General features: G+C 46.3%; 12 protein-coding genes and 11 tRNA genes. 4 read left to right on the top strand and 19 right to left on the bottom strand.

Translation table 11 applies throughout. The features are described 5' to 3' along the window. Positions 1-2 precede the first annotated feature (2 nt). From holB to J8N69_RS15765, 15 genes are all read right to left on the bottom strand, one after another. Positions 3-941: a DNA polymerase III subunit delta' gene (gene holB / locus J8N69_RS15835; RefSeq protein ID WP_168822402.1), complete on the bottom strand. Its 939-nt coding sequence runs from the start codon at positions 939-941 to the stop codon at positions 3-5. Beyond that, positions 942-1,580, bottom strand: coding sequence for a dTMP kinase (gene tmk / locus J8N69_RS15830; RefSeq protein ID WP_168822403.1), 639 nt, complete (start codon positions 1,578-1,580; stop codon positions 942-944). It abuts the gene before it with no gap. 12 nt (positions 1,581-1,592) lie between these two features. Then, a complete protein-coding gene (gene mltG, locus J8N69_RS15825) occupies positions 1,593-2,624 on the bottom strand; it encodes an endolytic transglycosylase MltG (protein WP_168822404.1) in 1,032 nt (343 codons plus the stop codon). Continuing rightward, positions 2,611-3,438: an aminodeoxychorismate lyase gene (gene pabC, locus J8N69_RS15820; RefSeq protein WP_168822405.1), complete on the bottom strand. Its 828-nt coding sequence runs from the start codon at positions 3,436-3,438 to the stop codon at positions 2,611-2,613. The genes mltG and pabC overlap by 14 nt, the downstream gene beginning before the upstream one ends. Before the next feature lie 48 nt (positions 3,439-3,486). Beyond that, a tRNA-Glu gene (locus J8N69_RS15815) sits at positions 3,487-3,562 on the bottom strand. 27 nt (positions 3,563-3,589) lie between these two features. Beyond that, positions 3,590-3,664 (bottom strand) — tRNA-Gly (locus J8N69_RS15810). Positions 3,665-3,692: 28 nt separating this feature from the next. Further along, positions 3,693-3,768 (bottom strand) — tRNA-Glu (locus J8N69_RS15805). A gap of 58 nt (positions 3,769-3,826) precedes the next feature. Further along, a tRNA-Gly gene (locus J8N69_RS15800) sits at positions 3,827-3,901 on the bottom strand. 52 nt (positions 3,902-3,953) lie between these two features. After that, positions 3,954-4,029, bottom strand: a tRNA-Glu gene (locus J8N69_RS15795). 57 nt (positions 4,030-4,086) lie between these two features. Further along, positions 4,087-4,161: transfer RNA gene (locus J8N69_RS15790), tRNA-Gly, on the bottom strand. A 52-nt stretch (positions 4,162-4,213) separates the two neighbouring features. Further along, positions 4,214-4,289: transfer RNA gene (locus J8N69_RS15785), tRNA-Glu, on the bottom strand. Between the two features lie 58 nt (positions 4,290-4,347). Next, positions 4,348-4,422, bottom strand: a tRNA-Gly gene (locus J8N69_RS15780). A 52-nt stretch (positions 4,423-4,474) separates the two neighbouring features. Beyond that, positions 4,475-4,550, bottom strand: a tRNA-Glu gene (locus tag J8N69_RS15775). Positions 4,551-4,608: 58 nt separating this feature from the next. Next, positions 4,609-4,683, bottom strand: a tRNA-Gly gene (locus J8N69_RS15770). A 62-nt stretch (positions 4,684-4,745) separates the two neighbouring features. Further along, positions 4,746-4,821: transfer RNA gene (locus J8N69_RS15765), tRNA-Glu, on the bottom strand. 131 nt (positions 4,822-4,952) lie between these two features. On the opposite strand from J8N69_RS15765, the gene J8N69_RS15760 reads away from it, so the two are divergent. The 3 genes from J8N69_RS15760 (at position 4,953) to htpX (ending at position 7,867) form a co-directional block, all read left to right on the top strand. Further along, positions 4,953-5,522: a YajG family lipoprotein gene (locus tag J8N69_RS15760; protein WP_168826907.1), complete on the top strand. Its 570-nt coding sequence runs from the start codon at positions 4,953-4,955 to the stop codon at positions 5,520-5,522. 168 nt (positions 5,523-5,690) lie between these two features. Continuing rightward, the gene (locus tag J8N69_RS15755) at positions 5,691-6,908 is read left to right on the top strand and encodes a pyridoxal phosphate-dependent aminotransferase (protein ID WP_269751531.1); all 1,218 of its coding nucleotides are present in this window, start codon (positions 5,691-5,693) and stop codon (positions 6,906-6,908) included. 77 nt (positions 6,909-6,985) lie between these two features. Next, positions 6,986-7,867: a protease HtpX gene (gene htpX, locus J8N69_RS15750; protein ID WP_168826911.1), complete on the top strand. Its 882-nt coding sequence runs from the start codon at positions 6,986-6,988 to the stop codon at positions 7,865-7,867. 65 nt (positions 7,868-7,932) lie between these two features. Here the strand turns inward: htpX and J8N69_RS15745 are convergent, their stop codons facing one another. The 4 genes from J8N69_RS15745 to gcvT all read right to left on the bottom strand — a co-directional run bounded on the left by J8N69_RS15745 (position 7,933) and on the right by gcvT (position 11,581). After that, positions 7,933-8,655 carry a flagellar brake protein gene (locus J8N69_RS15745; protein ID WP_168826913.1) on the bottom strand — a complete coding sequence of 241 codons (723 nt, stop codon included), beginning with the start codon at positions 8,653-8,655 and terminating at the stop codon, positions 7,933-7,935. Between the two features lie 22 nt (positions 8,656-8,677). Next, positions 8,678-9,811, bottom strand: coding sequence for a 4-phosphoerythronate dehydrogenase (locus J8N69_RS15740; protein ID WP_168826915.1), 1,134 nt, complete (start codon positions 9,809-9,811; stop codon positions 8,678-8,680). Continuing rightward, on the bottom strand, positions 9,792-10,331 hold the full coding sequence (locus J8N69_RS15735; protein WP_168826917.1) for an elongation factor P hydroxylase: 540 nt from the start codon (positions 10,329-10,331) through the stop codon (positions 9,792-9,794). Before J8N69_RS15735 ends, J8N69_RS15740 begins: the two co-directional genes overlap by 20 nt. Before the next feature lie 149 nt (positions 10,332-10,480). Next, a complete protein-coding gene (gcvT, locus tag J8N69_RS15730; RefSeq protein ID WP_168826919.1) occupies positions 10,481-11,581 on the bottom strand; it encodes a glycine cleavage system aminomethyltransferase GcvT in 1,101 nt (366 codons plus the stop codon). Between the two features lie 371 nt (positions 11,582-11,952). Here gcvT and glyA point away from each other — a divergent pair, with 371 nt between their 5' ends. After that, complete coding sequence (glyA, locus tag J8N69_RS15725) at positions 11,953-13,230, top strand: serine hydroxymethyltransferase (protein ID WP_168826921.1); 1,278 nt, start codon at positions 11,953-11,955, stop codon at positions 13,228-13,230. Positions 13,231-13,262 lie beyond the last annotated feature (32 nt).

Genomic DNA, 13,262 nt, shown 5'->3' with positions numbered 1-13,262 from the left:
GTTTACCACTGATTCAATTCGTGTGTGAGTTGCATGATGGGGTTTAAATTGGTTTTTTTAAGGTCTGACTTCAACTTTTGCAAAGACTGATAGCGCAGCATTAATGTTTGAATGCCCAGCCGAGCCATTAGCGCACTATAAATATCTTGAAGCGCCTCATCAAGCGGCGCACCGGCCGAATGACAAATACATTGGTGCAGAATTGCCGCGAAACCATTGCAGTAATCTTCGATATTATTACTCTCTAGCCCCTTCAATACCTCACTTACTGGCACGGAACCTTGCAACATAGTCGTCAGCTGGTTTGGCAATTCGGCATACAACGACACCTTACCTTGCTGTTGAATCGACAATAAACGAAAGGGCTGAGTCGTCAGCCAGAACAGAGAGCTTAACGCTTGCCCATCGGGTTGCTGCATCAGCCATTGCTTTACGTCAGGCAGACTCGGTGTTGGTACGTTTACCAACAAACAACGACTACGAATGGTCGGTAAAAGGCTGGTCGACTGGGAGCTGGTTAAAATAAAATAGGTGCGCGCTGCGGGTTCTTCAAGCGCTTTTAACACCGCATTGGCCGCGTTTATATTCATCGCTTGCGCATGAGTCATTAAGACAACTTTATTTTGCCCTACTTGAGGCTTTTGGCTGATTTGGCGCACCAATAAACGAATCTGATCCACTTTAATGGTCGACGCCTGACCGTCTAAAACACGAAAATCAGGGTGAGTATCGGCTTGCATCAATTGGCAAGAGTGGCAATGGCCACAGGCCGCGGCTTGATCCACTTCACACATCAAGTCTTTTACGATTTCACGAGCCAGCTCTTCTTGACCAACACCATCGGCACCTGTGATCAACAAAGCATGGGAAAGGCGATTGGTTTGTTTCAACACCTGAACTTGACGTAAACAAGGCTGCAGCCAGTGAGCAAGATTTGTCATCTAGCCGTCACCAGACCAAGCGTTATTTAATTGCATTAGCTGCTTTTCGATCTGCTGTTGAACCAAATCCAATGACAAACTGGCGTCAATTACCTTTATTCGATTTGGCTCCATACCCGCGCGCTCAAGAAAACCATCACGCACTTTTTGATGAAACGCCAACGACTCTTTATCCAAGCGGTCTTGATGTTGTCTTTGTACAACACGCTCTTGACCCAATTCCACTGGCACATCCAAAACAAAGGTCGCATCCGGTTTATTCGCACCGACAACCCAAGCCGATAATTGATCCAACATGGCCATATCACCGCCGCGTGCCTTGCCTTGATAAACGTAGCTGGAATCCAAAAAGCGGTCACTGATCACCCAAGTGCCTTTTTCCAAGGCCGGTTGGATTTTTGACGCTATGTGTTGAGCCCGAGCGGCAAACACCAATAATAACTCGGTAACATCATTCACCGCTTCTTCGCGTGGGTTCAAAATCAGTTGACGAATTTCTTCCGCCAGCGGTGTGCCGCCGGGCTCACGAGTCATAAGATAGGGAATATTGTGAGCCTCTAACCACTCACGTATAAAGGCAATCGCGGTTGTTTTACCACTGCCTTCCCCGCCTTCCAACGAAATAAATTTACCTCTCATGCACACGCTCCTCTATTTCGTTGCTTCTGGCGTCGACCGATAATCTGCTCGACGCTTAAACTGATATTCTCTTACGGCCCGATTATGCTCTTTTAAGCTATTGGAAAACGCATGACTTCCATCCCCTTTGGCAACAAAGTACAAGGCTTTCGTTTCTCCGGGGTTCAACGCCGCTGCCATTGCCTCACGACCCACATTAGCAATCGGCGTTGGTGGCAAGCCCGCAACCCGATAAGTGTTATAGGGCGATAAATCCTGCAAGCCTTTACGGGTCAAGTTGCCTTTGAACCCATCACCAAGGCCATAGATGACGGTTGGATCCGTTTGCAAACGCATGCCCTTTTCTAATCGGCTAATAAAGACTCGTGCAATCAGTGGGCGCTCTTCGGGAACACCGGTTTCTTTTTCGATAATAGACGCCATAATCAGCGCGTCATAAGGCGATTTATAAGGCAAATTAGGGGCTTTGTTTTCCCATAAGCTGGCTAAGGTTTGAGCCATTAATCCATGAGCATGCTTCAGTATACTGGCATCGGTATCGCCGTCATGATAACGATAGGTATTGGCAAAAAACTGCCCTTCAGGATGTGAGACATCAAGCCCTAGCTGTTGAGCAATGTCTTCATTCGACAAACCGGTTAGTGTCATGGTGATGTTCCCCCGCGCCGCCATGGCGGAGAGGAAATCTTGCGTGGTTTTGCCTTCTAGCAAAGTAATGGCGTAAAAAATGGATTGCCCGGAATCAAACAACGCCATGACATCCAATAAATTCATCTCTGGCTGTACGCTGTATTTTCCTACTTTGGGAACCCACTCAGGGTGTAGCCTTGCCACGACGCGCGTCAGAAATGGGTACTCAATCCAGCCTTTTTTGTTCAACTCAGCGCCCAGGCTATGGGAGGTGTCCCCCGTACGAACCTCAAACACTTCCATGCTATTCAAGGGAATCGGCGAGGTAATAGAGTAATAAAGATAACCCGCCAAAACGGCCATCAGAGTGACACATAAAAAAGTAACGCGGTATAACCACTTAATGTACGCCATGCATATCCTTAGCTTGCATTAGAAATTGTAATTTACGAGTATAAACGCCGATTGGAAACGATTGCCCAGCCACCTGATTAACAGGCACTATTCCCATTAAGCTATTGGCGATAAATACTTCATCAGCCTGCATTAGATCCGCCAAGACAAAGTGCCCTACTTGAATCGAGTATTCTTGCTGTTTTTCTATAATGGCTTTGCGATAAGTTCCTTGCACACCAGACTTTTCCAGAGAAGGCGTATACAAAAAACCTCGTCGAAACCAAAATACATTACTCTGAATACACTCAATCAATTCTTGCTTCTCGTTTAACATCACCGCTTCAAACTCAGATGCCGTCAAAAAGCCTTTTGCGATCACATTTTCCAATCGGTTCAAATGCTTAATGCCTGCGATAAAGCGATTACTGTTAATAGGCACAGGTGACACCCCAAGCGAGACGCCTTTTTGTCGATGAGGCTGATAATCCGGAGCGGGTAGGATACCGATAATAATCGAATGGTTACAGTGCTTAGGCGCTAAATAGCCTCTGCCACCTTCACCGCGACTAACGACAAGCTTCACGACTGACTCTTCGCTAATGAGAGGCAAAATCTGACAAGACAAAAAGTCGGCTAAAGTTTGTTTTTGCTCAAATGAAAAAGGCATACCAAGCTTAGATAAGCCACGATAAAGCCGCGCGAGATGGTCTTCAATCTGTATAAGTTGATGAGGAATAGCAAGAATGGTTTCAAATACACCATCACCGTAAGCCAAACCACGATCAGTAACCGAAATAGAGGATTCTAATCTGTAATTGACAAAACAAGTCATGGCTAAAAACTCAAAAAATAAGGTTAGCTATGATAGCGTAAAAAAGGATGGCGTCCCATAGGGGGTTCGAACCCCTGTTACCGCCGTGAAAGGGCGGTGTCCTAGGCCTCTAGACGAATGGGACATATAGAAAAAACACGTATAAAAAACATGGAGCGGGAAACGAGGCTCGAACTCGCGACCCCAACCTTGGCAAGGTTGTGCTCTACCACTGAGCTATTCCCGCATTACTGTTGCCCTGCTCTCTAAAGAGATGGCGTCCCATAGGGGGTTCGAACCCCTGTTACCGCCGTGAAAGGGCGGTGTCCTAGGCCTCTAGACGAATGGGACACAATTCAGTTTTGACAAAACTGTAAACAAACCATCCTGCTATCGCTAACAGAAATGATGGAGCGGGAAACGAGGCTCGAACTCGCGACCCCAACCTTGGCAAGGTTGTGCTCTACCACTGAGCTATTCCCGCATTACTGTTGCCCTGCTCTCTTATATTAAAAAGAGCAAAACAACCATAAACATGGCGTCCCATAGGGGGTTCGAACCCCTGTTACCGCCGTGAAAGGGCGGTGTCCTAGGCCTCTAGACGAATGGGACACATTCAGTTTTGACAAAACTGTAAACAAACCATCCTGCTATCGCTAACAGAAATGATGGAGCGGGAAACGAGGCTCGAACTCGCGACCCCAACCTTGGCAAGGTTGTGCTCTACCACTGAGCTATTCCCGCATTACTGTTGCCCTGCTCTCTTATATTAAATAGAGCAAAACAACCATAAACATGGCGTCCCATAGGGGGTTCGAACCCCTGTTACCGCCGTGAAAGGGCGGTGTCCTAGGCCTCTAGACGAATGGGACACAATTCAGTTTTGACAAAACTGTAAACAAATCATCCTGCTATCGCTAACAGAAATGATGGAGCGGGAAACGAGGCTCGAACTCGCGACCCCAACCTTGGCAAGGTTGTGCTCTACCACTGAGCTATTCCCGCATTACTGTTGCCCTGCTCTCTTATATTAAATAGAGCAAAACAACCATAAACATGGCGTCCCATAGGGGGTTCGAACCCCTGTTACCGCCGTGAAAGGGCGGTGTCCTAGGCCTCTAGACGAATGGGACACAATTCAGTTTTGACAAAACTGTAAACAAATCATCCTGCTATCGCTAACAGAGATAATGGAGCGGGAAACGAGGCTCGAACTCGCGACCCCAACCTTGGCAAGGTTGTGCTCTACCACTGAGCTATTCCCGCAAAAAAACTTCTCACTCAACCCAAATTTTAGGTAAACTATACAGCCAATCTTAATGAAAAGATGGCGTCCCATAGGGGGTTCGAACCCCTGTTACCGCCGTGAAAGGGCGGTGTCCTAGGCCTCTAGACGAATGGGACAAGGTTACAATCTTGCTGTGTGAGCGGGTGCGTATATTACTGTTACCAACCATAAAATCAACAGTTTTTTTTATTAATTTAAGTCACTTACACAAAAAGTCGCTTTAGAAATCAATCTGATCGGAGCTATCATGCTAAATAAACAACTGTTTTTAACCTTATCCCTTTCGGCACTGCTATTAACAGGCTGCTCTACTACGCACTATATAAGTCTCACACCAGAGGCAGATATAGAGCGCGCCAACCTAAGCAATGAACGAGTGATTAATGTCTCCACCAGCACGAAACTTACTAACAACGTAGGCTCAATCAAAACAGGCCTTAATGAACGCGCTGACATTTTCACCACGAACGACATCAAACAAAGCGTGAAAAATAGTATTTTAAATGGCTTGAGAGCAATGGGCTTCACACCAGACCAAGGCGTCATGCCAGCCGCTGACCTAAAAATTGAAATCACTAAGATGAGCTACACAACAAAAGTTGAAACATTAAAAACGGTGGCCACGTTAGAATTTGAACTAAAAGCAACCCTAGCCGCTAAAGGGCAAACCTATAAAGCCAACTACGGTTCTGAAAAAGTAACAGAATATGGCACCATGCCTTATCAAAAAGCCATTGAAGATGACATGAACGCCCTCGCCAGCCAAACCGTCAACCGCTTATTGAATGATCAGAACGTTATCACCTTATTAAAATAGCCATAAAGAAGTAGCCATAAAAAGCCGCTTTCTTGTTTTACCAAGAAGGCGGCTTCTCACCACCGTTTTTTTTGCTTAATCACTTAGATTTTTACCCGCGTCATCTTGAATGCTCACAAGTTCGGTGTAAAGTGAGTATCTTTCGCCAGCGTCAGTAAGGATTAAGTGGTGCAAATTCGCAAATCAAACAAACTTGCCAATATATGTTATGAAATTCGTGGCCCCGTTCTAAAAGAAGCCGTGCGCATGGAGGAAGAAGGCCAGCGCATTCTTAAACTTAACATCGGCAACCCTGCCCCATTTGGTTTTGAAGCGCCTGACGAGATACTCGTTGACGTGATCCGCAACCTCCCCATATCGCAAGGCTACAGCGAATCAAAAGGGTTGTTTTCCGCGCGCAAAGCCGTCATGCAAAAATACCAAGCGATGGGCATCAAGTCTGCAGACGTTAACCATGTCTGGATGGGCAACGGCGTAAGCGAGCTGATTGTGATGGCGATGCAAGGGTTATTAAATGATGGCGACGAAATCCTCATCCCTGCCCCCGATTACCCGCTTTGGACCGCAGCAGCGACTTTAGCCGGTGGTTACGTTCGACACTACTTGTGTGATGAGGGGGCTGGCTGGCAGCCTGACATTAATGACATCAAGTCGAAGATCTCTAATAAAACCAAAGCCATCGTCATCATAAACCCCAACAACCCAACGGGGGCGGTTTATGAAAAAGGCATCCTTGAATCCATTATCAATCTAGCAGAAGAACACAACTTGCTGATCTTCTCAGACGAAATATACGACAAAATTCTCTATGACGAGGCTCAGCACATACCAACCGCAACACTGACAGAAGGCCGCGCCCCCTGCATCACTTTTGGCGGGTTATCTAAGGTCTATCGCACCGCAGGCTTTCGTTCTGGTTGGATGGTTATTACTGGTGATCGAAGCGGCATCAGCGATTACATAGAAGGCTTGGACATACTCAGCTCCATGCGCCTGTGTGCCAACGTGCCAGCTCAACACGCCGTACAAACAGCATTAGGAGGCTATCAGAGCATTAACGAACTTATTGCTTCTGGTGGGCGTTTATATGAGCAGCGCAAGGTTGCATGGGAAGCGCTTGACGCCATTCCCGGTGTGCATTGCCATAAACCAGAGGGGGCGCTGTATCTATTTCCTCGGCTCGATCCAAAAATGTACCAGATTAAAAATGATATGGATCTTGTTCTGCAGTTTTTGCGCGAAGAAAAAGTGCTTATTGTTCAAGGCACAGGCTTTAACTGGCCAACCCCAGACCATGTGCGGTTTGTTTTCCTCCCCCACGTTGAAGAGCTTATTCCGGCAATGGACCGTTTTGCCGCATTTTTAGGCCGATTAAGGAAGCGTTAGCAGGACGCTATTTCTGCTTGAAATAATCCAATAAAGCCCTACTATGCTCCTTAACATTTTCCTGAGGAGCATAGTCCATGCGTATTATTCTGTTTTTGCTGACAAACCTAGCTGTCATGGTGGTAGCGGGGGTTGTTTTAAGTCTTTTAGGCGTAAACGGTTATATGACCAGCAACGGCCTAGACTTCACTTCTTTATTGATTTTTTGCGCTGTCTTCGGTTTCGTAGGCAGCTTCATCTCGCTATTTCTCTCCAAGTTCATGGCAAAACGAGGGTCTGGTGCCGTTGTAATCAAACAACCTCGCAACCACAAAGAAGTGTGGCTGCTTGATACGGTAAAAGAACTCTCACAAAAAGCAGGCATTAAAATGCCAGAAGTGGCTATTTTTCCAGCCCATGACGCCAATGCTTTTGCGACCGGATGGAACAAAAACGACGCCTTAGTCGCGGTCTCAAGTGGCATGCTAGAGCGTTTTTCGCCCGATGAAATTAAAGCGGTGCTTGGCCATGAAATTGGTCACGTCGCAAACGGCGACATGGTTACATTGTCGCTTGTACAAGGCATTGTTAACACCTTTGTCATGTTCTTTGCGCGTATTGCCGCCTATGCTGTTGACCAGTTTCTACGTAGAGGAGAAAACAACCAAGGCTCTGTCGGCTTTAGTTACTACATCGTAACCTTTGTTTTTGAAATTCTTTTTGGTGTTCTCGCCTCGATGATCGTCATGTGGTTCTCTCGTTACCGAGAATTCAGAGCCGATGAAGCTGGAGCGAGGCTGGCAGGCAAAGGCGCCATGATTGCAGCATTAGCACGATTACAGCAAGAGCATGAAGAAAGCCACATGCCTGACTCCATGCTTGCTTTTGGTATTCGTCGTGGAAAAACGCCCACCTTTGGTCAGCTTTTCTCAAGCCACCCACCTATTGGCGATAGAATTAAAGCGTTGCAAGCACTGTAATAACGCCCGCCCATCACAAAAAATGCCAGCAAATGCTGGCATTTTTTGATTCTAAAACGTTTCCACTACTTCACTTTATTGTGTTGTGTTTCCAGAATATACGCCATCAGCGGAATGCCCGCTTCCTTCGCCACATCAATAAATCGAATGCCGTAGACATAAAAGTACTCGACCCCCATTTTGGCCAAGAAATCATTATCTACTAAGCTTGCCTGAACCTGCTCAAGCATTTGAATTTCTTGCGAGCGAATCTCGCAATTTAACTTAAGAATATGACTATAAGGGCCAATCTTCACGTTACACACCAAACGCATGGTTTGATTGACCGAAGCAAAATCCTCTTTCGATATCAGCTTAGCCCCACCCAAACTTAAATCAATGATGATGGCCGAAGAAGAGGCGCCTATTGATACCGCCGAATCATCTGGCTCGAGATTGCTAATAAGCCGCGTCTCAACCCTAACCGCCTGACGAACTTCAGAAGTTTCAACATAGCTAGGATAGGCGATATGAATATGGGCGGCAGGCTCTAAGTAGCTTTTTGCCACCTTGCTAGAAAACGCACAAACATGAGTACTCAGCATAAGCCGCACATTGACGACCTGCCCTTCTCTGACCAATATGTTTTTACCATTCAATTTAGGGGTCGATAGCATCAAAGACCTGCCAGGGATATTGCCCAGAACTTTGACCATATGACGCCCAGGAGGGGAAATAAATTCCAATTGAACGCTTGTCCCCATTGGAACATCAAGATCCCCCAGATCGACCTGCATTACTCCAGCCATGCACTAACCTTACGCTTCATCTTTATTTTACTGAAAAGCCAACCGCACCCAATAAACGGGATGCATCATCAGCGCCTTCTATTAAGCAAGTGTGGAATTCGTCTCTTTCAACATAATGCTTACGCAACCAATCAAACACATTATGCTCTCTATTTTCGCGGTACTTATAGCGTAACCGAACATCGTCCCTTGCTACATCATAGATGGCTTGAATACAACGAGCCAGTATTTCTTCTTGAGGAAGTTGAGCCCCCACATCAAGAGACGAAAACCATCCGGCACTAATGGCATCGCGCTGACTTACCGCAGGGAAATCCTGCTTTAAATATTCGCACAGTGCCAAATACACCATCCATGAGCCCTTTTCGCGCCCCTGCTTGCTGTAGCCCGCAATATGGGGGGTGGCAATATCCACAATAGAAACCAGCGCCTGGTTGATCAAAGGCTCGCCATCCCAAACATCCAACACCAGATGAATATCACCATGCAACGCTTTATGTCGCTCAATCAAAGCGTCTTCATCAATAACGCCACCGCGCCCCGCCGAAATAATGGCAACACCGGGCACCAATTGACTCAACTCTTTCGCTCCCAACATACCTTTTGTTGGATAATCGCCAGACGTTGTTAAAGGCGCATGCAGAGAAATCACTTCACACGTCAGTATTTCTTCTAAAGCAACAAAATTAGCCGCGCCGCTACCCTCTTCTTTCAAAGGATCATAAACGCACACATTACATCCCATGCCAGCAAAACGCTGATACACCGCTTTACCCACATTGCCATAACCAATGACACCAATTTTTTTGTTTAGCCAGCGAAATTTTTTTGTCATATACAGATGACTCAAGCCGCTAAAAACATAATCCGCTACCGCATCGGCATTGCACCCTGGCGCACTGCTGAAGGCGATACCGACTTTGGCAAGGTAATCTAAATCGATATGATCGACGCCTATCGTGGCGCTACCAACAAAACGAACTGAACTGCCGTGAAGCAGATCTTGTGTCACTTTAGTAACCGAACGCACCAATAATATATCAGCATCTTTAACCTGCTCATGAGTTAATGTGCGACCATTTACTAACTCAACGTCACCCAAATGCGAAAACAAGGCTCGCGCATTGGGCATATTCTCATCTGCAATAATTTTCATACTGTCGCTTTAAAAACTCATTAAATAGTAAATCGGGGTGGCGTTGTGCCAATAAATAGGTAGAAAAGATCTTCGCTCTTTCAGGTAAACCAGAGTCAACATAGTGACCCACTTGATACATCACTGCTCGTTCAAAATGCGCTGCGTCATAATCCGCCATAGACAAATTATCCACACTGACACGAAAGGGCAATCCGGCCGCCCAATGCAAAATACACTCGACCGCCTGCGGCTTTACTTCCACTTGCTCAAACGCTTGCTGAGTTTGCAAATCGCGAGAGTCTGATTCATACCAATAACCATAATCTTCTAATAATCGCCTTTCATCACCAGCGATACACCAATGACTCACCTCGTGCAGCGCACTAGAAGGGTAATCAAGCCGAAAAAATACCGTCGCCGAACCATTAGGTTTAGCCGGTAAATAAAGAGGCTCATCTGCACCGCCAATGAGGCGGACATTAAAACTTGAGAAGAAACAGGCATTAAAAGCTGCCACAAGTTGCGTTGCACTTGCCAACCGTAGACTCCAAAAAATGAAGAATTATCACATAAGAAACAAAAATGCGCCACGCCAAGACAGAACTTCACGCAACGCATTTTATTGGGCAATCATTCATCCCAGCTTTTTTAGTCGAGACAATTACCTGCGACCATTAATCTCTACAATTAGCCGCGATAATAGCGAGAAGGAACAAAAGGCATCGAAGATTGCGCTAGCGGGATTTTTTTGCCACGAACATTGGCAAACAACGGCTCATCCGCATCAAGCGCTTGAGTCGATACATAGGCCATCACGATAGGCTTAGCAAGGGTCGGCGAAAAGCCACCACTTGTCACACTACCTTTCACATCACCAGCAGCATCAACAATTTCCACACCTTCACGAACAGGCGCACGTCCATCTACTAAGAAACCCACACGCTTTCTGGCTGGCTTAGCAGTGAATTGCGGCAATATAATGTCGGCACCTGGGAAGCCACCAGCACGCTCTCCATCCAAGCGGCGTACTTTTTGAATGGCCCAATTAATTGAGGCCTCAACCGGTGTTGTGTTGGTATCAATGTCATGACCGTACAAACACAAACCCGCCTCAAGGCGCAAAGAGTCACGCGCGCCAAGACCAATCCACTCTACTTCATCAAACGCCAGTAAGGCATTGGCAAACGCTTCAGCGTGACTATTGGGTACCGACACCTCATAGCCATCTTCCCCTGTGTAGCCAGAGCAGCTTACCCAAAGCTCAACACCTTGCCACTGAAACTTAAGACTTTGCATAAACTTCATCGTCGCCACATCTGGCACCATACGAGCAAAAACGTCACGCGCTTTTGGCCCTTGAATCGCCAACAACGCTCTGTCGTCAACAACATCCACCTCGCAATCAACCAGCGAGGCTTTTAAATAAGCAATGTCTTGCTCTTTGCAGCCAGCATTAACCACCATAAAAACGTCATCACCCCAATTGGCAAACATCAGGTCATCGCTGATACCGCCTTTTTCCGTGGTGAACATACCATAACGCTGCATACCTTCTGCCAAGCCAAGTACATCAACAGGTAGGACAGCTTCAAGGGAGGTTTTTACATTTTCACCTCGCAGCATCACTTGACCCATATGCGATACATCAAACAAGCCCACGTTTTCACGCACCCATAAATGCTCTTTCATCACGCCTAACGGATATTGAACTGGCATTTCATAGCCAGCAAATTCAACCATTCTAGCGCCAGAAGCGATATGTAGATCACACAAAGCAGTACGTTTCATAACGAAAACCTCAATTAAAATTGTGATAGTATTTGTTTCCAATTGGAAACAGAGTATCTAAAACGAGCTTGTTTTGACAAGTACTAAGCGACATTTATTGAGGAATATTTACAATAAATCCCAATATACTCCATTGAAAAAACTAAACAACAGGTCAAAACTCAGAGTAAACAAACTTTCAAATTGACTGTCTTTTACTGTTTCCAATTGGAAACTTTTTGATTATGATAAGCAAAATTGACGTAAACCGAACAATGACTGACGTTCTTAGAAAGATGATCTTTTTTCATCATCTTAGACTGCCTTAGTGTTATTATACGCACGACTCATTGTCTTTTAGGCATACATGTTTATTTAAGAGGAATTACCCCATGGCCAACACCGAAGCCTTTTTCAGCCAAACCCTAGCGGAGCGAGATCCAGAGCTTTTTGCCACTATTGTTGAAGAACAAGAGCGTCAAGAAACCGGCATTGAATTGATCGCATCTGAAAACATTACGTCGAAGGCGGTTTTAGAGGCACAAGGTTCTGTGCTAACCAATAAATACGCCGAAGGTTACCCGAATCGTCGTTACTACGGCGGCTGTGAAGCAGTTGATGTGACAGAGCAATTGGCTATCGATCGTGCTAAACAACTGTTTAGCTGTGAATTTGCCAACGTTCAGCCTCACTCTGGCGCTCAGGCAAATGGCGCGGTGATGTTAGCCCTACTTCAACCTGGCGACACTATTCTAGGCATGTCTTTGGATGCCGGCGGCCATTTGACTCACGGTGCGCCACCAGCTCAGTCTGGCAAATGGTTCAATGCGGTTCAATATCAAGTTAACCCTGAGACACTTTTGATCGATTACGATGCAATCGAAGCCCAAGCGCTAGAATGCAAACCAAAAATGATCATCGCGGGTGGTTCTGCTATTCCTCGTGTTATCGACTTTAAACGCTTCCGCGAAATCGCTGACAAAGTTGGCGCTTACCTATTTGTTGACATGGCACACATTGCGGGCCTTGTTGCCACAGGCGCTCATCCATCACCGCTTCCATATGCCCACGTTGTCACCACCACAACGCACAAAACATTACGTGGACCTCGTGGCGGCATGATTCTTACCAATGATCTTGATCTTGGCAAGAAAATCAACTCTGCGGTATTCCCAGGTTACCAAGGCGGCCCACTAATGCATGTTATTGCAGGTAAAGCGGTTGCCTTCGGTGAAGCCCTTAAGCCTGAATTCAAAGTTTACATCGATCAAGTTGTTGCCAACGCTAAAGCCTTGGCTGCAGTGATGATCGAACGTGGTTGCGACATCGTGACGGGTGGAACAGACAACCACCTAATGTTGGTTGACCTTCGCCCTAAAGGCTTAAAAGGTAACGTAGTTGATAAAGCACTAGAACGCGCTGGCATCACCTGTAACAAAAACGGCATTCCGTTTGACACTGAAAAACCCATGATCACATCGGGCATTCGTATCGGCACACCGGCAGCAACATCGCGCGGCTTTGGTATTGAAGAGTTCGAAAAAGTGGGGCATCTTATCAGTGACGTGCTTGATGGCTTAGTGACAATGCCAGAAGGCAACCCTGAGGTTGAAGCTCGCGTACTTGCAGAAGTAAAAGAGCTTTGCAAACGCTTCCCACTCTACCGCTAAAATCACATACCCAAGGACAAACTTCCTTGGGT

Origin of the sequence: Marinomonas profundi (assembly GCF_020694005.1) — a bacterium.
Lineage (GTDB): Bacteria > Pseudomonadota > Gammaproteobacteria > Pseudomonadales > Marinomonadaceae > Marinomonas > Marinomonas profundi.
Note: the sequence above shows the minus strand (reverse complement) of the source record. Positions and strands in the feature narration are given on the sequence as shown.